12 protein-coding genes are annotated in these 22,184 nt (G+C 37.7%); 5 read left to right on the top strand and 7 right to left on the bottom strand.

From position 1 onward, the window contains the following. The 5 genes from RWP09_RS05515 to pdrM all read left to right on the top strand — a co-directional run bounded on the left by RWP09_RS05515 (window position 1) and on the right by pdrM (window position 4,557). Window positions 1-693 (top strand): YjjG family noncanonical pyrimidine nucleotidase, encoded by a 693-nt coding sequence (locus RWP09_RS05515; protein ID WP_314434878.1) that lies wholly within the window; start codon window positions 1-3, stop codon window positions 691-693. 61 nt (window positions 694-754) lie between these two features. Further along, entirely contained in the window at window positions 755-1,408 is a 654-nt protein-coding gene (locus RWP09_RS05520; protein WP_314434880.1) for a uracil-DNA glycosylase, read from the top strand. A gap of 9 nt (window positions 1,409-1,417) precedes the next feature. Then, window positions 1,418-1,882, top strand: a complete 465-nt coding sequence (locus RWP09_RS05525) for an 8-oxo-dGTP diphosphatase (protein ID WP_001135786.1) — start codon at window positions 1,418-1,420, stop codon at window positions 1,880-1,882. A 12-nt stretch (window positions 1,883-1,894) separates the two neighbouring features. Beyond that, complete coding sequence (locus RWP09_RS05530) at window positions 1,895-3,163, top strand: dihydroorotase (RefSeq protein WP_314434889.1); 1,269 nt, start codon at window positions 1,895-1,897, stop codon at window positions 3,161-3,163. Between the two features lie 41 nt (window positions 3,164-3,204). Next, a complete protein-coding gene (gene pdrM, locus RWP09_RS05535) occupies window positions 3,205-4,557 on the top strand; it encodes a sodium-coupled multidrug efflux MATE transporter PdrM (protein WP_314434891.1) in 1,353 nt (450 codons plus the stop codon). Window positions 4,558-4,771: 214 nt separating this feature from the next. Here the strand turns inward: pdrM and xerS are convergent, their stop codons facing one another. The 7 genes from xerS to RWP09_RS05570 all read right to left on the bottom strand — a co-directional run bounded on the left by xerS (window position 4,772) and on the right by RWP09_RS05570 (window position 22,143). Then, window positions 4,772-5,842 (bottom strand): tyrosine recombinase XerS, encoded by a 1,071-nt coding sequence (xerS, locus tag RWP09_RS05540; RefSeq protein ID WP_314434894.1) that lies wholly within the window; start codon window positions 5,840-5,842, stop codon window positions 4,772-4,774. A 714-nt stretch (window positions 5,843-6,556) separates the two neighbouring features. Then, window positions 6,557-8,107 (bottom strand): chloride channel protein, encoded by a 1,551-nt coding sequence (locus RWP09_RS05545; protein WP_314434898.1) that lies wholly within the window; start codon window positions 8,105-8,107, stop codon window positions 6,557-6,559. 16 nt (window positions 8,108-8,123) lie between these two features. Then, entirely contained in the window at window positions 8,124-8,903 is a 780-nt protein-coding gene (locus RWP09_RS05550; protein WP_314434899.1) for a ribonuclease HII, read from the bottom strand. Then, complete coding sequence (ylqF, locus tag RWP09_RS05555; RefSeq protein ID WP_314434902.1) at window positions 8,890-9,741, bottom strand: ribosome biogenesis GTPase YlqF; 852 nt, start codon at window positions 9,739-9,741, stop codon at window positions 8,890-8,892. The genes RWP09_RS05550 and ylqF overlap by 14 nt, the downstream gene beginning before the upstream one ends. A 246-nt stretch (window positions 9,742-9,987) precedes the next feature. Beyond that, entirely contained in the window at window positions 9,988-15,081 is a 5,094-nt protein-coding gene (locus RWP09_RS05560) for a ZmpA/ZmpB/ZmpC family metallo-endopeptidase (protein ID WP_314434906.1), read from the bottom strand. 29 nt (window positions 15,082-15,110) lie between these two features. Beyond that, window positions 15,111-15,470 (bottom strand): LPXTG cell wall anchor domain-containing protein, encoded by a 360-nt coding sequence (locus RWP09_RS05565; protein WP_314434907.1) that lies wholly within the window; start codon window positions 15,468-15,470, stop codon window positions 15,111-15,113. A 43-nt stretch (window positions 15,471-15,513) separates the two neighbouring features. Further along, window positions 15,514-22,143, bottom strand: a complete 6,630-nt coding sequence (locus tag RWP09_RS05570; protein ID WP_399553569.1) for a ZmpA/ZmpB/ZmpC family metallo-endopeptidase — start codon at window positions 22,141-22,143, stop codon at window positions 15,514-15,516. Between the last annotated feature and the right edge of the window lie 41 nt (window positions 22,144-22,184).

The raw sequence follows: 22,184 nt of genomic DNA on the forward strand, positions 1-22,184 counted from the left end.
TTGTCTTACAAATTTCTACTTTTCGACCTCGACCACACTCTTCTTGATTTTGATGCTGCTGAGGATGTGGCTTTAACGCAACTTCTAAAAGAAGAAGAGGTTGCAGATATTCAGGCTTATAAAGATTATTACGTTCCTATGAACAAGGCTCTCTGGAAGGACTTGGAGCAAAAGAAAATTAGTAAACAAGAGCTGGTTAACACGCGCTTTTCTCGTTTATTTGCTCACTTTGAACAGGAAAAAGATGGTAGTTTTCTAGCCCAGCGTTATCAATTTTACCTCGCCCAGCAGGGACAAACTTTTTCAGGCGCTAATGAACTCTTAGACAGCCTCATTGAGCGAGATTATGAGCTGTATGCTGCGACAAATGGCATTACTGTCATTCAGACAGGTCGTTTGGCTCAATCTGGTCTAGCACCGTATTTTAATCAAGTATTTATCTCTGAACAGTTGCAAACACAAAAGCCAGATGCTCTCTTTTATGAAAAAATTGGTCAACAGATTGCAGGTTTTAGCAAAGAAAAGACGCTGATGATTGGAGATTCCCTAACCGCCGACATTCAAGGTGGCAATAATGCGGGGATTGACACTATCTGGTACAATCCTCATCGCGTTGAAAATCACACACAAGCCCAGCCGACTTACGAAGTCCATTCTTACCAAGACTTGCTGGATTATTTAGATAAACTGTAAAAAGTGGTTTAGATAGCCACTTTTTGCTATAATAGAGGCAGTAAAAACGAAGGAGTCGGCTATGGAACACTCGTCTTGGCATGCTTTGATTAAGGAGCAATTACCTGAAGGTTATTTCGGTAAAATAAATCAGTTTATGGAGCAAGTCTATGCTCAGGGGACTATTTATCCACCCAAGGAAAAGGTTTTTCAGGCTCTCTTGTCCACACCCCTAGAAGACGTGAAGGTGGTGATTTTAGGACAGGATCCTTATCATGGACCAGGTCAGGCGCAGGGCTTGAGTTTTTCTGTTCCTGACTCTATCCCAGCTCCGCCATCCTTGCAAAATATCTTAAAAGAATTGTCAGATGATATCGGAGTAAAGAAATCCCATGACTTGACGGTTTGGGCTGAGCAAGGAGTCTTGCTTCTTAATGCTTGTTTGACGGTTCCTGCCGGTCAGGCCAATGGTCATGCTGGTCAGATATGGGAGCCTTTTACAGATGCTGTGATTCAGGTGGTCAATCATCTAGATAGACCAGTAGTCTTTGTGCTCTGGGGAGCCTACGCACGCAGGAAAAAGGCTCTGGTTACCAATCCTCACCACTTGATTATTGAATCAGCCCATCCCAGTCCTTTATCTGTTTACAGAGGATTTTGGGGTTCCAAGCCTTTTTCCAAGGCCAATGCATTCTTAAAAGAGACAGGACAAGAGCCAATCGATTGGCTTAGATAAGGAGAAAATATGCCTCAGTTAGCGACGATTTGCTACATTGATAACGGGAAAGAACTACTCATGCTCCACCGCAATAAGAAACCCAATGATGTTCATAAAGGGAAATGGATTGGTGTGGGTGGTAAGCTAGAGCGTGGTGAGACACCTCAAGAATGCGCGGCGCGTGAAATCCTTGAAGAAACAGGGCTCAAAGCCAAGCCAGTTCTAAAAGGTGTTATCACTTTTCCTGAATTTACACCAGATTTAGACTGGTACACCTATGTTTTTAAGGTGACAGAGTTTGAGGGCGACTTGATTGACTGTAATGAGGGGACGCTGGAATGGGTTCCCTATGATGAAGTTCTGAGCAAGCCTACTTGGGAAGGTGACCATACCTTTGTTGAGTGGCTTTTAGAGGATAAGCCCTTCTTTTCAGCCAAGTTTGTTTATGATGGGGATAAATTGTTGGATACCCAAGTTGATTTCTATGAATAAAGGAGAAAGTAGATGCTACTAATCAAAAATGGTCGTGTAATGGATCCCAAGTCTAGTTTGGATCAAGTTTGTGATGTCTTAGTTCAAGATGGGAAAATTGTCAAAATTGCGCCTGAGATCAAGGAAGAAGGAGCAGAGGTACTTGATGCTACTGGTCTAGTCGTTGCTCCTGGCTTGGTTGATATTCATGTTCATTTCCGTGAACCTGGTCAAACCCACAAGGAGGATATCCATACTGGTGCCCTAGCAGCTGCTGCAGGTGGTTTTACAACGGTTGTCATGATGGCTAATACTAGTCCAACTATTTCAGATGTGGAGACTTTACAAGAAGTTCTCCAGTCAGCTGCCAAGGAAAAGATTAATGTCAAGACAGTTGCGACCATTACTAAGAACTTTAATGGCCAAGATTTGACAGACTTTAAGGCACTCTTAGAAGCAGGTGCGGTTGGTTTTTCTGATGATGGTATTCCTCTTGAGAGCAGTAAAGTGATCAAGGAAGCCATGGAGGAAGCTAAAAAGCTTAATACTTTTATCAGTCTCCATGAGGAAGATCCAGGTTTGAATGGGATTCTTGGCTTTAATGAAAATATCGCTAAAGAACATTTCCATATATGCGGTGCGACTGGGGTGGCTGAGTATGCTATGATGGCGCGTGATGTCATGATTGCCTATGCAACCAAGGCTCATGTCCATATCCAGCATTTGTCTAAGGAAGAAAGTGTTAAAGTAGTGGAGTTTGCTCAAGGATTGGGTACGCAAGTCACAGCAGAGGTAGCGCCACAGCATTTCTCTAAGACAGAAGCTCTCCTTTTAACTCAAGGTAGCAATGCTAAAATGAATCCGCCGCTTCGTTTGGAATCAGACCGTCGTGCTGTTATCGAAGGTCTCAAATCTGGGGTCATCACAGTTATTGCGACAGACCACGCGCCTCATCACGCTGATGAGAAAAATGTTGAGGATATAACCAAAGCACCATCTGGTATGACAGGTTTAGAAACCTCTCTGTCTCTCGGTTTGACTTATTTGGTGGAAGCTGGGGAATTGACCTTGATGGAATTGCTTGAAAAGATGGCCTACAACCCAGCCAAGCTTTACAACTTTGAAGCAGGTTACTTGGCTGAGAATGGTCCAGCGGATATTACTATTTTTGATGCTAAGGCTGACCGCCTTGTGGACTCCCATTTTGCTTCCAAAGCAGCTAATTCACCATTCATCGGTGAAACCTTAAAAGGGCAGGTTAAATATACCATCTGTAAGGGACAAATCGTCTATCAAAACTAGGTGGGAGTCTGCTCTGTAAACAAAAAGAATAGAGAGCCTATATGTACCAAACCCATCATTTCAAAGACAAGTTTATCTTATTTTTAAAGATATTTTTCCCTATCCTGATTTATCAATTTGCCAATTATTCTGCATCCTTTGTTGATACGACTATGACAGGTCAATACAGCACTATGGACTTGGCCGGCGTGTCTATGGCAACCAGTATTTGGAATCCTTTCTTTACCTTCCTGACAGGGATTGTGTCAGCCTTGGTGCCTATCATTGGTCACCATCTTGGTCGAGGAAAAAAGGAAGAGGTTGCGTCTGATTTTTACCAGTTCATCTATCTGGCCTTAGGCCTATCCGTGGTCTTGCTGGGACTAGTACTTTTTCTGGCACCTCCTGTCTTGAATCATATCGGACTAGAGGCACCAGTGGCAGCAGTAGCGGTTCGCTATCTATGGTTTTTATCTATTGGGATTATCCCCTTATTGCTCTTTAGTGTTATTCGTTCCTTGCTGGATTCGCTAGGGCTGACCAAACTGTCCATGTACCTCATGCTTTTGTTACTTCCACTCAATAGTGGATTTAACTATTTCTTGATTTTCGGAGCCTTTGGTGTTCCAGAGTTGGGAGGTGCTGGCTCTGGTTTAGGTACTTCCTTGGCCTACTGGGTTTTACTGGGAATTTCTGTTCTGGTTTTATTTAAACAGGAGAAGCTTAAATCTTTACATCTTGAGAAGCGCATTCCACTTAATATGGATAAAATCAAGGAAGGGGTTCGCTTAGGTTTGCCTATTGGGGGAACTGTCTTCGCAGAAGTGGCTATTTTCTCCGTGGTTGGCTTGATTATGGCGAAGTTTTCGTCCTTGATTATCGCTAGTCACCAGTCAGCTATGAATTTTTCAAGTCTCATGTACGCCTTTCCTATGAGTATCTCATCGGCTATGGCCATTGTCGTGTCTTATGAAGTGGGAGCCAAGCGATTTGGTGATGCGAAGACCTATATTGGTCTAGGAAGATGGACTGCCCTCATTTTTGCGGCCTTCACTTTAACTTTCCTTTACATTTTTAGAGGAAATGTGGCCAGTCTTTATGGTAACGAGCCAGAATTTATCGATTTGACAGCGCGCTTTTTGACTTACAGCCTCTTTTTCCAGTTAGCAGATACCTTTGCAGCACCGCTCCAGGGAATTTTGCGGGGGTATAAGGATACAGTTATTCCTTTTTACCTTGGTTTGCTTGGTTATTGGGGCGTAGCAATCCCAGTGGCTATGGTATTTGATTCCCTAACAGATTTTGGAGCTTATTCTTACTGGATTGGTTTGATTATTAGTCTGATTGTGAGTGGGGCACTCTACCGTTGGCGTTTGACTGTGATTATGAAGAGATTTGAATCTAGAAAAGCTTGATTTTTAGAATTCCTGCAAGCAAAAATATCCTTCCTTATCTGCATTATTTTTGCTATAGTTAAATTAGTAGTAGGCAAATGAGAATTTCAAAAATATAGAAACAATTGATATTCCAAGCTACTTTACTGGTATCAAATATAAAGAAAAAGAAGTTGCTTATTTTTAGCAGCTTCTTTTCTTGACATATATTTTACATAAGTTATATTACGTAAAATCATAAACTATCCAAGGCATTCTTTTGTTCATCATTGACGATATGAGTATAGAGGTCTGTGACTTGTGTACTGGCGTGTCCTAGTTGGTGGCTGACTAAAACTTGCGATTTAGTGGCATCATAGAGCCTAGTTGCTAGGGTATGGCGTAGTTTATGAGGTGTTACACGGACTTTGAAGTCCTCAGAATACTTAGCAACCATTTTTTCAACGCTGGAAGCATCGATACGATTGGGAACACCTCGATAGAGTGTCAAAAAAAGGGCTGTATCTGTTTTTTCTGTCTTATAGCGTTGATTCCGAATGGCCAGATAATTCTCTAGATAAGGTTTTGCAAAGGCAGCGACATTGACCGAGTCACGTTTGCCCCCTTTTCGAGTGACATCGATAACCATCATTTTAAGATTGAGATCTCTTAGATCTAGATTAACAGCTTCAGATAAGCGGACACCAGACGCCAAGAGAAGGGCAATAATGGCCAAATCACGTTCTTTATTTTTGTTAAATGATGAGAGAGCGCGATTTGAAAGTTGTTGTGGGTACTCTTGGTCAATATAAGTTAGGAAACCTTCTGTTTCATCACCTAAAAAGAGTTTTTGCTTGATGTTTTCAGCTCTTGCAGCAAGCGTTTCTTTCTTTTTCTTTGTTGAAACTTTCTTCATTACATTACGATAGAAATAAGGCTCTCCCTGATCGTTTTCAACTTCCTCAGTCAAATACTTATAAAGACTAGAAAGTGCTGATAAAGTCCGATTGATTGTTGTCTGAGAAACTCCTTGCTTGGTTGTATTAGCATTCAGCAAAGGACGTTCACGTAGATAAAGGATAAAAGCTTCCATGTCTTTCTTAGACATATTTTCCAAGACAGATAAAGGAATATCAGATATTTTATCGGCGTTTGAGATACCAGACTCTAAAACCCAGCTGAAAAATCGATCATATTCCTTGAGGTATTCGTACAAGGTTGTAAAACTGTAAGGAACAGCAAGCTTAGATTGGTAGTATTCAAGAACATACCAGGGCATGATTTGTTTTAGTTTGTCGATTCGTTCCAGTAAAATCTCACGTTTCATGTATTTTCTCCATAAATAAGTCTACTAGTAGTATAGCATAGGCTTATATATTTTTCAAGAAAATTATAGTTTTTCGGAAAGATGTTATAGAGTTTTTTAATTATAAAGTACATTTTTTAGAGAGTGTACATTACCCCTTAAACTCAGTCGTATCAAGGGTTTATCCACTGTATAGGGAAAGGTACAAAAATTTCCAGTTTTACTAAAAAAATTTTCATCCAAAATTGTCTAAAATATACATTATCAAAGTGATAAAAAAGACTTAAATCTGTGTAAAACAGATCTAAATCTTTTGATTTTCTATTGTTAATCATTATTTAGTGCTTTTTCTAGTTTCCAAATACTAAACCAGAATGAAATAGTCAACAGAATAAGGAAAATAAAAAAGAGATTATCAGTAACGATATTTCTGTTCATTCTAAATAACTGAAGAGCTATATAAGGAGCTATGAGATACAAAATACATTGTATAATTGCTATTGTTTTCTTTTTCATGATTTCAATCTTACTGTACAGATTTGATACAGTAAACTCCTTTATAGCTTTATGCTTCATCATTTCTAACTTGATTAAAGTCTTATTTTTACCAAAGTTCAATTAGTTATATGTGAAATGCCTCTGCAGTAAAAAATAACCGACCTCATTGCTGAGAATCGGTATTCTAATGTATTTAATCAAGTTTTTTTACATAATATAAATTATGTAAAAAAACTTCTACAACAACAAATCTTTGACTTTCCCAATTTCACTTTTTGGAATTACCAAGTGGATCATATCCCCCAGATACATTCTGGTTGAACCGTTAACGGTTTGGCTTTTGCCATTATGAACTTGAGTTGTGATGAGGACATTGTGTGGCAGGTTGAGTTCATGAACCTGTTTACCTGCTATTTTATCTGAAACAGGGATTTCAATGAGAGTGACTTCTCCTTCATCTGAAGCTTCTTCAGGCAACATTTTTTCCAACATAGCCTCATAGACTGGCGCACCTTTAAGTAAATCCATGATGATATAGGAAACTAGGGTTACTAATCCAAGTGGCATGAGGTTGCGAATATCTCCTACCATTTCGGTTACCAGAATCATAGCGGTTAAGGGGGCCTTTGATATTGCTCCAAAATAGCCACTCATTCCCAGAATGACAAATATAGGGAATTGCTCCTGACTGATAAGTCCAATATTCACACAAATGACACCAACTAGGGCACCAAGCAAGGAACCAAGTGCCAGAATGGGTAGAAAAATTCCTCCTGGAAGGCCACTTCCATAGCTAATCATGCTCCAAACAAAGCGAATCAAAAAGTAAGCTAATAGAACTTGGAAACTAAAATTTTGCTCAGTTAGGGAAAGAACAAGCTGATTTCCACCTCCAAGGATTTGTGGCAAGAAGATCCCGACAGGTATGATGAGAATAAAGGCAAGAATTGGGTAATAAGCTCTATCCAAACGGATTTTTTGACCAAGCCAGTCATAAACTCGACCAACATTGAGTACAGCTTTCTCATAGAGAAAACCGGAAATTCCCAGAAAAATTCCCATGAGGAGGTAAATCCAATACTGGTCTAGGGTCATGAGTGGGATATTGTCTGGCATATCTAGTACGGGTGTTAGGCCAAATATGAGAAGAGAAACAAAGTTTGCTACGAGACTGGCTGCGAGAGTAGATACCCAGAAAAAGCGTGAAAAATGGTGATAAACTTCTTCTACGACAAAGAGAAGTCCAGCAATTGGTGCATTAAAGGCTGCGGCTAAACCTGCTGCAGCTCCACTTGCAATCAAGGAACGCTCCTCTACTGGACTGGATTTAAGCCACTTGGCAATACCTTTACCACCGACTGCTCCAAGTTGAATACTGGGTCCCTCACGCCCTAGCATGAGTCCACTTGCAATAGCGAGAATTCCTAAAACATATTTTTTCCAAAGAACGCCCCACCAGTTGAGAGTCATGAGTCCCTTTAATTCGGCTTCAACTTGAGGAATTCCTGAACCCTTGATATCTTTTTCTGACCGAGTTAATTTCGCACTGAGCCAACAAACTATTAAATAAAATAGACTAATGATAAAAAGATTGCGCACTAGGTGCGCTTGATCTTGATAAAGTCCTTGTATCAGGTGGAAGCCTTTTTCGATTGAAAACCGAAAGGATCCGACGATGATCCCAACAACGAGACCAACAATGATTCCTCGTCCAACTTGGGATAATATGGTACTCGAGGCAAAGGCAAATTCTTTCTTGGAACTGAGTGTTTCTGACTGTTCCTCCATAATCATTCCTTCTAACTTAACTTTCTTTTTCTCCTGAAACCAGTGATTTAACGGGTTCAAAGCTGGTTCGGTGAATTGGGGTAACTCCTAGTTTTGTGAGGCCTTCTAGGTGTTTAGCAGTTCCATATCCTGCATTAGCAGTAAAATCATAGCCAGGGAACTGCTGATCGTAGTCCCTCATCAATTCATCACGTGTCACCTTGGCTACTATAGATGCTGCTGCGATAGAGAGGGAGTTGGCATCTCCTTTGATGATGGACGTTTGTGAAATTGGCAACTCCAACTTCATGGCATCTATCAAAAGGTGTTCTGGTTGAGGACTGAGCTGAGAGATTGCTTCCTGCATGGCCAGTTTGGTTGCTTCATAGATATTGACTTGGTCGATGATCTGATTATCCATGATACCAATGCCGATTGACAAGGCTTGGTCTTGAACTGCTTGGAAAATCTTCAGATGTTTCTTTTTAGGAATTTTTTTGCTGTCGTTGAGGTATTTAATTTTACAATTTTTAGGTAAAATAACGGCTGCAGCGACTACAGGCCCAGCCAGAGGACCACGGCCAACCTCATCAACACCAGCAATTAAGGTCAATCCTTGCTTATAAAGTTCTTTTTCATAGGAAAGCATGGATTCCAAACGAAGATCCTCATCCAATTCTGCCTGAATAGCTTTTTTACGCTTGCTGATTTCCTTTTGAACTCCAGAGCGATTATCCTTTTCAAGATCTAAAAAAATAGGGCTATTAAGGTCCTTGACTGTAGCAAGGAGTTCTTTGATTTCTTTAATCGTCGCCATCGAGGTCTTCCAATGTATCTAAGGTATAGTTACCGAGTTTGCCATCACGGACTTCCTTCACGAAGAGGCTGTAAAAACGATCATAGTCGTCACGGAAACCGAGGGCACGGGTCATATCCATAATAATAACAGGCGCTTCTTCATCAATTTTCATTTGTTTGAAGCGTTCAGCCAGCTTTTCTGGATAATGTTCTTTGAAATAATTGAGACCAAAAATGGTTACTTCATCCATAGGAAGCAACTGGTCTTTGATAGCTCCAGTCAAGGCCAACTTAAGCGCAACAGTTTCATCCTCAAACTTAGGCCAAAGAATTCCCGGTGTATCCAAGATTTCCAGATCTTTATTGGTTTTAAGCCATTGTTGTCCCTTGGTAACACCTGGTTTATTGCCGACAACGGCAATTTTTTTACCAGCCAAACGGTTCATGAGAGTTGATTTACCAGCATTTGGAATCCCGATAATCATGGTACGCAAGGTTTCAATCTTGATACCACGTTCTTTCTGACGAGCAATCTTATCAGCCATGAGCTTTTTGGCAGCATCTGTCACAACTTTTACAGTCACTTGCTCTTTGGAGTTGATAGCTAGCGTCTGGATTCCTTGTGATTCAAAATATTGACGCCATTCTTTGGTTATTGCTGGATCGGCCAAGTCTACCTTGTTTAAAATCAAGAGTTTTGGTTTGTCACCAACAATCTTGGTTAACATAGGATTTTGACTAGATAAAGGTAAGCGTGCATCCACCAAAATCGTCACAAAATCAACAAATTTTAAATTTTCCTGAACCTGTCGACGAGCTTTAGACATGTGACCAGGAAACCATTGAATAGTAGCCATTGAGTTTTTTCCTTTCATAGCAAGGGTTTAGAGCCCCTATTTTATTATCGTTTGAACATAGAAAATTTTAAAATGAATGATGTCCAAACAGTTCTTGTTTTATGACATAAAAATCTACTTTATATTATATCATGCCTTCTCTATTTTGTCTGATGATAGCATTTTAAGTTCTCTGTATAGAAAAAAGCCATCAAATGATGACTTTTCATAGGGAGCAAAAAACTGTCTCCTTTATATTTTAAACATTTAAATATCTTTTGTAAACAGTTGATTAAAGAAGCCGTCTGTATTTTTAAGAAGGGCTTTGAATACTTTGGATTTCAAATTCTCAGTATTTGAGTAGTTTCCAGCTTTCTTGAGGTCTTCTGTGACAGCTTTATCGAATAAGGCTTTCAGTTCATTATAGTTGTGGATGGTTTGTCCATCAATTGTAATCTCTGTGAATCCTTTTTCAGCTTTAGCTTTAACATCGTGATACCAATATTTCTTCCAGTCTTCTAGGTTTGAGAATTGGTTGTCTGAAACCTTTTTAATAATGAAATCATCACCCAATCTACCCTGGTTTTGTTTATTAGCTTCACCTTGGTATTTGCTAGATACATATCCGATAAATCCATTTTCATAGCCAAAGTAACCCCACATACGGAAGGCATTATGCTTGAATGATAATGAACCTGGAGCACCTTTGCTTGTATTACCACCATAAATACCAGCCATCATTTGAACATTAACATATGCTGAATTAGGCGTGAAGTCCTCTGGTCGGAACACACCATTACCCGGATTGTTATGTTTGGTCATTAAATTATTATCAACCAAATCATCAATACTTGCCAATGGTTTAGTTTTCTCTCCGTCATTTAGGTCACGAACTTTATCCCATTGGTGTGGAGCAGTTAAATTATTTAATCCATCAACATGTCTATCGACTCTGTCAATCTTCTTGAACCACTTGCTATTATCACCATTTAATTTTGGAATTACAGCATCTGCTTCAACATAATCCAACATCATTAACGCTTCATTGTAGTTTTTCATGTAGCGATCAATATCTTCACGAGTTTTAAGTTTATCAGGGTCATAGTTATACCATTGGTCACCATCATTTTCACGATGATAGGCCATGTTAAGACCTAGAGCACCATATTCACCGTTACTTGTAGATTTATCCGGTGTTTGCAACATACCTTGAGCATAGGCTTCGACGTCTGTACCTTGACGATGCTTATGACCACCGAAATAAAGCATTCTATCATTTACGTGTGTTGTTTCGTGAGTAAAGGCTAAAATACCAAACTGACTAATCATATCCGTCACCATAAACAAGACCTTGTCATCATTATTTGGATTAGGGAATATTGAGGCCATAGCGCCCATACGCCAGTCTCTATCATGGTGTCGCCATATTGGACCATATAATTCACGAATTGGGGCTACAGGGTTACCTTTACTGTCAAATCCTCGACGACCTACAGGAGAACCATTGTAGGTCTGGTTATCCCATACAGGTGTCGGAACCATTTTCTCACTCTTAAGCAATCTATCTCGTACATTTGGTAATGCTAAACGTGACCAGAAGTCAAGGTAAGTTTGTTGTGCATGTGCAACCTTATCAATTTCTTTTTTGAATTCATTTCTAGCTTCTTCTGTATACTTACCATATTTCTCAAAAGAGCTATAAGCCATTGTATTGTAAGTTGAAATCAAGAACATATGTGCATTCTTAAGCGTTAATAGAGGTAGGATCATACGATTATGAACTCCATTGTTCAAACCATCAAATGCACGATGACGTTTGTTAGCAAAATCAGGATTCGTTGTTTGAGGTTCTGATACATATACATTCTTAGCCGAATGGATAAACCAATCATTTAAATCAGTATCGTTAGTAAAGAGACGCATGTTGTAATCTAAGAAGCCATGTAATTCAGCTTTACCAATAGTTCCACCAATCATATCACGATAAGCATCCAAAGTTCTGTCGCCCTTGATATTTCGCTCACTTGATCCAATTCGAATCAAGAAATCAAGAAGGTCAACTGACTTACCATAAAAGTCAGGTTTAAACATCATCAAGTTCTTGATAGTCATATCTCCATACTTGATATCATAGTAACGGTTAAGGTAAGTAAGAGCCATCACGATTTTAGCTTTATTTTCATACACCTTCTTAACAAGTGCTTTCATAGCCGCTTCGTCATTATTTAATTGATGGTCAGCATTTTCAATCAAAGATTTGACCAATTTATCAAGATTAGCTTTCGTTTCAGCAAAACTTTCTTCGAGATAAAGGTCTCGGATATAACCGTTTTTACGTTCCTCTGTATTTTCTTCAGTTCTATCCCGATTACCCATCAAGGCACGTACTTCAGGAGAAATTAATTCAACAGTCGCTAACCTATCTTTAATGTCTTTAATCAATTGATCACGATTTTTATCAACCATGCTTGGTGTATAAACAATGTCACCCAATCCATCGATACTATACTCACGAACTTGCGCTACTTTAGACTCTTTGTGATGAACAGCTTTGATTTCTTTAGTCTTATCCGCATAGTGAATCATCACATGATCAATATCTGATAAATCGGTTACAAATTGTCCGTCTTTCATTCCTGTAACTGATAACACTTCTTTTGTCAACAAGTTTGAACCTTCAGTTAGTTTATTACCTTGGTTAACAATCCACTCTTTGTTGTAGAACGGTTGAAGCTTTTCAATGTTACGATATGCTAAATCACGTTCTGTTTTGTAGTCTTGAGTTGTCTTATACTCATCTTCTTTTCTTGTTAAACGATTTAAGCGGTTGACTATAGGTTCGTTGATTTCGTATTTATCTGCGGATATGCCTGTAGCTTCAATTTTAGATTTTGCCTCTTCTTCAGAAATAGGTTTAATACGATTTTTATCTTTTGAACGCTGGTAGCTAGAATTCCCATCACTGACACCTACTACAACGTAATTTCGTTTCACATTATTTCCTGTCCAATAGCCATCATCATAATCAATATCACTAGAACCATAGAAAATTTCACCATTAGATACTTTCATCATGGAAATTGAATCTTCAACGGAACCGTGATGCTTCATGCTTCCTACAACACCACCATTTTCGATTGGTTTAGCTACAGTAATGGTCCCTTTTGCTACTGATTTCTTAATCGCACCATCACGACTTACAGCACCGTTATCCCCACCGTTTTGTGAACTATAAGCAATTCCCGCAGCTTTTGCCTTATCACCGACAAGATTAGCATCCACATATGCTTTTTCTACTAAACCTTTCCAGTTTTCACCAACGATACCGGTCAAGTATTGTCCACCATCACCGACAGCAGTTACGTTACCGATAAAGGCCACATTTCTGAGTGTACCTTGGTTATCAATCTTATCAATAAATCCAGATACCCAGTTTCTACCTAATACGTTACCAGTCACTTTGACATCTTCGATTTTAGCGCCACCTTTAATAGTGTCGGCAATCGGTGCAATGCGGTCTGTCCAAGGCATATTGATATTTACATTCCCCAGATTTACTTTGGTTACTGTACCACCGATAATATTCTTGAATAACGGACGCTCCGTGTTATGGATGGTATAATGTTTCCCCTCCACACTTTTTAATGTACCTTTAAAATCACCATCAACATACCATTTCTTAGGTGTTGGTACATTCGTTGCATTCAAATCGGCACCGATTTTAAATGTACCATTTTTATCAGCATTCATAGCATCTACTAAATCTTTAAAATTATAGTAAACATTATCAACCTTAGGACGAGGTTTTTCAATGTAATGAATGTATTCATTTCTAGTTTTAGATGGGTCAACATGTTGAATCAAATCTTGGGCAGTTGCTGTAATTTTATAAAGTTCTTTTTCTTTTTCAGTCACCAACTCAATCTTATCAACTGCTAAACGTGTTACTTTATTATCACGACTAGTGATTTTTAAGTACATTTTCTTCACATCTTCATCTGAAGGTTTTTCAGTCATGAAATCACTAGGTGTTTCAGTACCATCGTCATTTACCTTCACTAAATTAGTAGATGCGATATTTTTAATTTCAACTTTTTTCAACTCTAAACGTAAAGGTTTTTCATCCAATTTAGACGTTTCATCACCTTCACCACGATTGTAAGTCATTGTTGTTGCAATTTTATAATCTTTAAATAAATCCAAACCTTGAATAGCATCTGTCAATTTTTCTTTAGATAAATCAACTCGCTTAACAACAGTGTCCCCATCTTTAATTTCAGTTATAATACTCTTGATTTCAGCATTACCTGTATTTTCAAGAGTGTAATCCAATTTAGCTGAACGAGCCATCGCATCTTCTGTTACCTTATCCAAAGTCAAAGTTGGTGCAACTTTTGTAGTATATTCAGGTAACACTGGTTGAACCTCAGGTTCTCCCTTTTCAGTTACAACAGCTTCTGGTAATTCTGCTTGAACCTCAGGTTCGCCTTTGTCGGTCACGACTGCTTCTGGTAAAGCTGGTTGAACTGCAGGTTCCCCTTTTTCAGTTACAACAGCTTCTGGTAATTCTTGTTGAACCTCAGGTTCTAACTTTTCTGAGACTACTGCTGCTGGCAATTCTGGTTGAACCTCAGGTTCCCCCTTTTCAGTTACAACAGCTTCTGGTAAGACTGTTTGAACTTCGGGTTCTCCTTTTTCAGTTACAACAGCTTCTGGTAAAGCTGGTTGAACTGCAGGATCCCCCTTTTCAGTGACTACGGCTTCTGGTAAAGCTGCTTGAACCTCAGGTTCTCCTTTTTCAGTGACTACAGCTTCTGATAAAGCTGGTTGAACCTCAGGTTTGCCCTTTTCAGTGACTACGGCTTCTGGTAAAGCTGCTTGAACCTCAGGTTCGTCTTTGTCGGTCACGACTGCTTCTGGTAAATCTTGTTGAACTTCGGGTTCTCCTTTTTCAGTTACAACAGCTTCTGGTAAGACTGTTTGAACTTCGGGTTCTCCTTTTTCAGTTACAACAGCTTCTGGTAAGACTGTTTGAACTTCGGGTTCTCCTTTTTCAGTTACAACAGCTTCTGGTAAAGCTGCTTGAACCTCAGGTTCTCCTTTTTCAGTGACTACATATGCTGGCAATTCTGGTTGAACTGCAGGTTCGCCTTTGTCGGTTACGACCGCTTCTGGTAATTCTGGCTGAACCTCAGGTTCGCCTTTCTCTGCTACAATTTTGGGTTGCTCAACTGGCGAAACAGTTGATGCTGGAGAAACCGACGAAACAGTTCTCTCATCAAGCTCCAAGTAACCAACATATCTGTAACCAGAAATTTGCAACACACCATCACGTCCAAACTCATGGATGTTAGCATTCAAATTAAGTGCTGAAGTAGTTGATAGTGTAACTAAGCCTGTCGCCCTACAATCAAAAATGTAGCTATTTTTTTATTTCTCTTATCTTTTGTAATAACTACAACAAGACTACCGATGGTCAATAAACCAAATACAGTCATAATAGATTGTGATTGACCAGTATTTGGTAGTGCGTCTTTCTCATAAACCAAAGCATATGATTCTTTTGAGTCGTCAGGTCTACCTTGTTTGAGCTGATCACGTTCAGTTTGTGTCAAATTACTATAATCCAAGTAGTGATAAGTCGATGCACCAACAATTGACGGAGCGAATAAAAGACTTCCCAAGAATACTGAGCCAACAATACCTTTTATTTTCCTAATGGAAAATTTATCTTTTTTTAATAATGACAATTGTAATCCTCTACCTTTACTTTTAATTTCCTAATAGCAAACACTATTTTTTATTCTCAAAAATTGAACTTCTAAAATCATTCGTTTGATCGAGATAAGCTTTATATATTGCCTGTTTAAGTTTATGAACTCTACTTCTTTCTGGATATATATTCACAAGATAATCCTCAGCATCTTCATTGACAGCAGTAGTCATCATTCTTTGAAGCGCATTTATATTTGTTATTGTCACTCTATCTTTTCTGAACCAATCTCCATTTGGGTTAATGAAGCTAATGCTCATTAATTTATTAAATTTAGCTATTCGCTCATTATACATTGCTTTTTTGAAATCAATCCATGATTTATATTCATTATTAAACACTTTCTTAAGCACTAAATCATCAGTTACATTACCGATTTTTTTACCATATGATGTAATAACGTCACCATTTGCTTTTGCTTCTTCTGCGTATTGATTAGAAATATATGGTACCATTCCATCTTTAAAACCTTTTGCAGCTAACAACTCGAACGCCATACGACGTCCCATTAAATCACCAGGAGTTCCTTTATCATTACTTAGAGCAGAATATATTGGTGAAAATAGTTTAATTGTATAATAGCCATTTCGTTTAAAGGTATTATCATTGTCATTTTCATATCCTCTTCTTGTAATAACATCATTTTCAATTAGACTATTAAATGTCGTTAATTTGCTAAGTTCACTATCATTTAAGTAACGAACAACATTAGTTGCATAAACCTTACTTCCATCTGGATCTGTTTCAAATTTATTTTCTATTTTTCTCAATAACTCGTTTTTCTTATCAATCTCTAATTTAACAACTGCATTACCTTCTAGATATTCTAGCATATAAATTACATCAAACATATTATGCATATATTTTTGCAAATCTTCTGCATTATTAAATCGTTTTGTAGGATCTTTTACCTGAAGTCTAGTTGGATTTTCTGCTTCTTCATACTTCAATATAGAGTTAATCGTAATAGTAGGATCGTATGGATGATCAGGAGCTTGTAACAATCCTTTAGCATAAAACTCTGGTCCAAGTCCATTCCTTCTTCCATATCCTCCAAGATAAATTTCTCTATCTGAGTTATGCGTCATTTCGTGTGTATAAGTTACCGCACCATCTTTATCAAGCATACGATATGCCATATAGTAGAATGCATCTCCCGTAGCATATGCTCCATTAGAATTATGAACAACATTATTTCCTGCCGGACCGAAGAAATGTTTTATTGCTGGATGATCAGTTTCAAAAGTTGCTTGGTATGTATCTTTATCTTCTTTTTCATCTGTACCAAATCTAAATGCATCATAGACTAGAACACTTCTATATAATTTTTCTTTATTTTTATCATCTAGTATTTTATACCAGTAATCATAGTGATCTCTGAATCTAGTAGCCGCTTCTCTAGCTTTTGCCTCAACATAGTTATTTAAATTATTTCCTGCTGGATGTTCTTTACTTCTATATCTATCATAAGCACCAAATCCTATAGTCGAAATGTTGGCTATAATAAACACCGATTTTTCAGGTAATGTTAATAGCGGCAAGACCATACTTGGGTATTTCCAAGATGGGCTAGTTAACCTATCATATACCCCTATAGATTGCGGAGTGCCTGCTTTTGATTGTTTATCACTTACCTCTTTAATCGTAGATTTTTCTTCTACTATATAGGCTTTAGTTTGTTCTTTAAACCACTCGTTATTGGTTTTATCTGGCACGAATGCTTGTCTATATTTTTCTAATGCATCAAATAAATTATTAGTTTTATAATTTTTCGCTAATAAAACATTATAAGTTATAACATTATTTTTCGCTAGTAGATTATTATATCCAGATTTACCTAGTTCGATAACATTATCTAAAGCTGAACTATTTGATTTACCGAAGAAATCCAAGTGATACATAACTAAATCTTTTGCTTTTGTTTCACCATATTTGAAATTGTACCAACGCTCTAAGTATGTTAATCCTAGAAGTAAAGCTTCTTTATTATTTTTAATTTTCTCAATTACATAATTATCTATTATTCTGTTGGTATTTTCTGCTATTGCAGCATCTGCAGTAAGTAGTTTCGTTAAACTGTCTCTCAAATCACGTTTTGTAGTATTGAATTGATCTTCTAAATATAATTCCGTTAAGCTAACATCCTTAGAAACATCTAATACTTTTCTTATTGCCTCTGATTTATATTCTACACTATTTAATGCTGGTAATACTTCATCTAAAATATTTTGATAATTGCGAAGTAATGTATTCGGTGTGTAAATTAAATTTGTATTGCCTATTCTATACTCTGCTACATTTGAAAAATCACTTTGATAATTTACATTAAGTTTCTCTGATGTATTGTCTGCGTAATATAGTAATAATTTATTTATACTTGATTTGTATTTGTTAATATCACTAATTACTTCGTTATCTTTCATTGGAACAACTGATAATAATTCTTTATTATAAAGATTACTACTTGCCTCTACTAAATTTCCGTACTTAACTATTGTTTCTCTATTATAGAACGGTAATAGTTTTTCTATATTTTTATATACTTTTTCTTTAGATGAAACGGCATTCTCAAGATTTCTATAGTCAGTTACATATCTAGAAGAGAAATTAAAGTCTTCTGTTTTAATAGTATTTTTAGATACAAAAGAAGCTTTTTTCTCATTAATCTGTGCGTCTTCTAATACTTCTCCTCTTTGAACATCAGAATCCTTAGTTAAGATTTCATCATCTTCTGCTACTACGTTCACAACCTTATTATTTTTGTTGCTATATACATGTTTTGCTTTCATGTCAGTGAAATCTTTTCCAGTTATAGCATTACCGTTTGTAACATTAACGTCGCTTAGTACATTAGAAAGTCGACCAGATTTTTCTAATCCTCCAGCTGGATCCCAAAGATTACCAACTACTCCACCAACGTTTGCAAAACGTTGAACATTATTAAGATTTCCTTCAGCATAACTATTACTAATTAGTGCACTATCTTCTACTGCACCAACTATTCCACCAATAGACTGATCACCTTGCGTTGCATTCGTCGCCATATAGATAGATGCAATCGATTTATCAATCAAACCACTCGGGCCAGAAAGTTTACCTACTAAACCTCCGATTTGATAACTAGCAACTGTTTTATATGTATTAGTTATTCTGCCTGTATAGCTACTGTTAGAAATAGTAGAATTATTAACTTGTGATACTAATCCTCCTATTCCATGTTCACCAGCTATCGCTCCATCAGCATGAACATTACTAATTACAGTTCTATTTCTCGCTTCTTTCGCTAATGTTGCAGCATCTTCTTTTGATGAAATATTGGCATCTTTTATTGAAATATCTTTTACTGTAGCGCTATTTAGCACATTAAATAGTGGTTTTTTCAGGTTATATATAGCGTAATACTTATTATTATTTTGCCCTATTAATGTTCCATGGAATTCATTTTTCACATAACTTTCTTGACCATCTGGAAGTTCAAGTTCACGAGCATCCATAGTTGCACCTAAACGGAATGTGCCATTAGGAGTGTTATTCATTGCATCTACTAAATTTTTAAACGATGTATAGACACTAGTTTCACTTTGCTGAGTTTTTGGTAAATAGTATGTATAATTTTCTAGTACATTATTATTTTCATGTTGTATCAGATTATTTACACTTGCTACTATTTTATAAACATCTCTATTATCTTTATTAGCATTAGTAATGCTTGTAACTGGAAGCATCACATCTTTAAAGTTCTCTGATTTTACTTTCATGAAATAATTTTCTGGATCGTTTGGCACAGAAACTAGTGAAGTTACATGTCGATACTTATTACCATCTTTTGAATATAGTTCTACAGAAGATATATTTCTAAGTTCTAATTTCTTAATAACTTCTTTTTCTTCTTTAACATCGTCTTTTTTCTCATCTTTATGACGTTCTAGTGAATCATATGTTGGAGTAATTTCAGTACCTGCGATAATACTCTTAATCCAAGATAATTGTGTAGGAGATAAAATCAATCCTCCTGAGCGATTTTGTGCTCCATTTTGGTGGACACCAATAACTTCACCATTAGCATTAAATATTCCTCCACCACTCATACCAGGATTTCCACCTTGATATTGAACACCGTAGGTATTATTCGCATATTTTTGTTCCATTTCTACCGTAGTATCTTTTAAGTGCGTATATTTCCCACCTGGATATCCATGAACATTTAGTTTGTCATTAAGATTTACTTTAGTATAATTTTTAACTAAGTCTACATGTTCTCTGTCAGTTGTTTCAGGTAGCTTAATCACTGCTAAATCGTAGATAAATCCTTTTGGATAATCTTGTTTATTATAAAAATGGATATCATTAGCAGTAAAGCTTCCTTTTCGCCCATCGGGAGTTACCCATCCATATTCGTTTTTAGCTTTATCACCTCTAAATTCACCCGTAGTATTATCAGTAGAATTATGAATGAAATTATGAGCGACTGTTAAAAGTACATTTGGTGCAATAAAAGTCGCTGATCCCACTCCAGTTCCCCTTGACGAATCTGTAATAAAGGTCATATTAATTAATGCACTAGATTTTTTCTGAATACTCATTTCTTCTGGTGTATTAGTATTTTCATTATTTGGTTTAGTATCTTCTGTACTTGGCTGTTCAATACTTCCAGAATACTCTCTAGTTGCTTCTACTTTCTCTGGTTCAACAATAGCGCCAGCTTGTATGCCTGTGTACTCTTTTGGTGGTTCTACTTTTTCTGGTTCTACTATGGCTCCTGACTGAACTCCTGTATATTCAGGTAGCGGTGCAACCTGCTCTGGCTCGACTATTGTTCCAGACTGGGTGCCGGTATATTCTGGTTTTTCAGCTGTCTCAGGGGCTACAACAGCTCCCGATTGCTCACCTATATATTCTGGTAAGGAAGCATGGGTCTCTGGTTCGACGATGGCACTAGACTGAGTCCCCTTGTACTCTGGTTGTGGAGTTACTTGTTCTGGTTCTACTAAAGCTCCAGCTTGCACTCCTGTATATTCCTTCGGTGATTCTACTTTTTCTGATTCTACTAACGCTCCAGCTTGTACTCCTGTGTATTCTCTTGGTGATTCTACTTTCTCTGGTTCTACTAACGCTCCAGCTTGTACTCCTGTGTATTCTGAAAGTGGAGCTACTTGCTCTGATTCGACTATTGCTCCAGCTTGTACTCCTGTGTACTCTTTTGGTGGTTCTACTTTTTCTGGTTCAACTATTGCCCCAGCTTGTACACCTGTGTATTCTGGCAGTGGTGCTACTTGTTCCGGCTCAACGACCGCTCCTGCTTGCACCCCTGTATATTCGGATAGCGGTGCTACTTGTTCTGGTTTAACGACCGCGTCAGCTTGTACTCCAGCATATTCCGGTTCAACTTTTTCAGGTTCAACAATAGATCCGGCTTGTACACCTGTATATTCTGGTTTTTCATGAACTTCTGGTACACCTTTATCACTTACAACTGCTTCGGGTAATTCAGGTTGGACTGCTGGTTCACCCTTATCAGTCACAACTACTTCTGGCAACTCAGGCTGAACTTCTGGTACACCTTTATCACTTACTACAGATTCTGGTAAGGCAGGCTGGACTGCGGGTTTAACTATTGCCCCAGCTTGTAGATCCTTATGTTCTGTGATGGTCTCAGGTTGTTCCGTCATTACTTGAGGTTTTTTAGTACCTTTTTCAACTATTCTTGTAACAGGCGCAGTCGTTGAAGTTGAAACAATTTCTCGTGAAACTTCTTCCTTGTTTACAGAGAATACTCTGATGACTTCAACTTTCTTACCTAATTTACCTTCTTGTTTTACTCTTACAGTTCCTTCAGCTAAATCAGAATTCTCCTGAACTTTTTCTTGAAAATCTATTTTTGTTTCTATAGTTTCGTTACGATATAAGAGTTCAGGTTTATGCAACTGACCTGATAGAACTTCATCCTGTGGACTTAGTGTATTTACGCCAGTCTTTTCTTTTGGAGAAATCTTCTCCTCTTTCTTCGTTTCTGGATTCTTATGTTCTGCCAACTGTGCTTGAGAATCTGAAGATTGTTTCTCTTCTTTTCTTGGATTCGTTAATTCTGTAGAAAGAGGTTTTTCAACTACTTGAACTTCTGTCGGCTTAGTTGAAGAAACAGGTGTTTGTTCCTGAATAGTTTGTACTGTTGATGGATTCTCTACAAAATTCGGTGTAACACTATATTCCACCTTTTGTTGTTTTGTAGGAGTGGCTACGGATTTCTCTTGATTATTTACGTTAGAATCAGAAGTCGTTTTTCCCTCTTTGATATATCCAATATATGTGTAACCTGAAATGTCTTTAGGAAGAGGCAATTTTTCTCCAGAAGTCAATTCATAGTCAGTATTGTAATTTAGCAAAAGATTATTTTCTAAAGCATGAGCGGATACAAGAACACCATTTCCTATTCCTGCAATCAATACTAAATGTAGTACCGTTTTATTCTTGACCTTTTTCTTAGAGACGGCAAAAACTAAAATTCCCAGAGCAGCTAAGCTAGCACCAGCAACTAGGGCTTGCATCTCATTCTTGCTTCCAGTATTTGGCAATTCCCCCAGTTGATTTTGGGAATTTAATTTATAAACAAGATAATAAGTCTCATCATCATTCTCCACGTATGTCGGAATATCATAGACAAGCTTATTCTGCTCATCTGATGATAGCTCTG

The organism is uncultured Streptococcus sp., from assembly GCF_963521255.1.
GTDB lineage: Bacteria > Bacillota > Bacilli > Lactobacillales > Streptococcaceae > Streptococcus.

Bases quoted from the DNA above. Each gene is read 5' to 3' on its own strand.
- xerS (WP_314434894.1), bottom strand. From the start codon at position 5,842: ATGAAACGTGAGATTTTACTGGAACGAATCGACAAACTAAAACAAATC.
- RWP09_RS05530 (WP_314434889.1), top strand. From the start codon at position 1,895: ATGCTACTAATCAAAAATGGTCGTGTAATGGATCCCAAGTCTAGTTTG.
- pdrM (WP_314434891.1), top strand. From the start codon at position 3,205: ATGTACCAAACCCATCATTTCAAAGACAAGTTTATCTTATTTTTAAAG.
- RWP09_RS05550 (WP_314434899.1), bottom strand. From the start codon at position 8,903: ATGGCGACGATTAAAGAAATCAAAGAACTCCTTGCTACAGTCAAGGAC.
- ylqF (WP_314434902.1), bottom strand. From the start codon at position 9,741: ATGGCTACTATTCAATGGTTTCCTGGTCACATGTCTAAAGCTCGTCGA.
- RWP09_RS05520 (WP_314434880.1), top strand. From the start codon at position 755: ATGGAACACTCGTCTTGGCATGCTTTGATTAAGGAGCAATTACCTGAA.
- RWP09_RS05545 (WP_314434898.1), bottom strand. From the start codon at position 8,107: ATGGAGGAACAGTCAGAAACACTCAGTTCCAAGAAAGAATTTGCCTTT.
- RWP09_RS05525 (WP_001135786.1), top strand. From the start codon at position 1,418: ATGCCTCAGTTAGCGACGATTTGCTACATTGATAACGGGAAAGAACTA.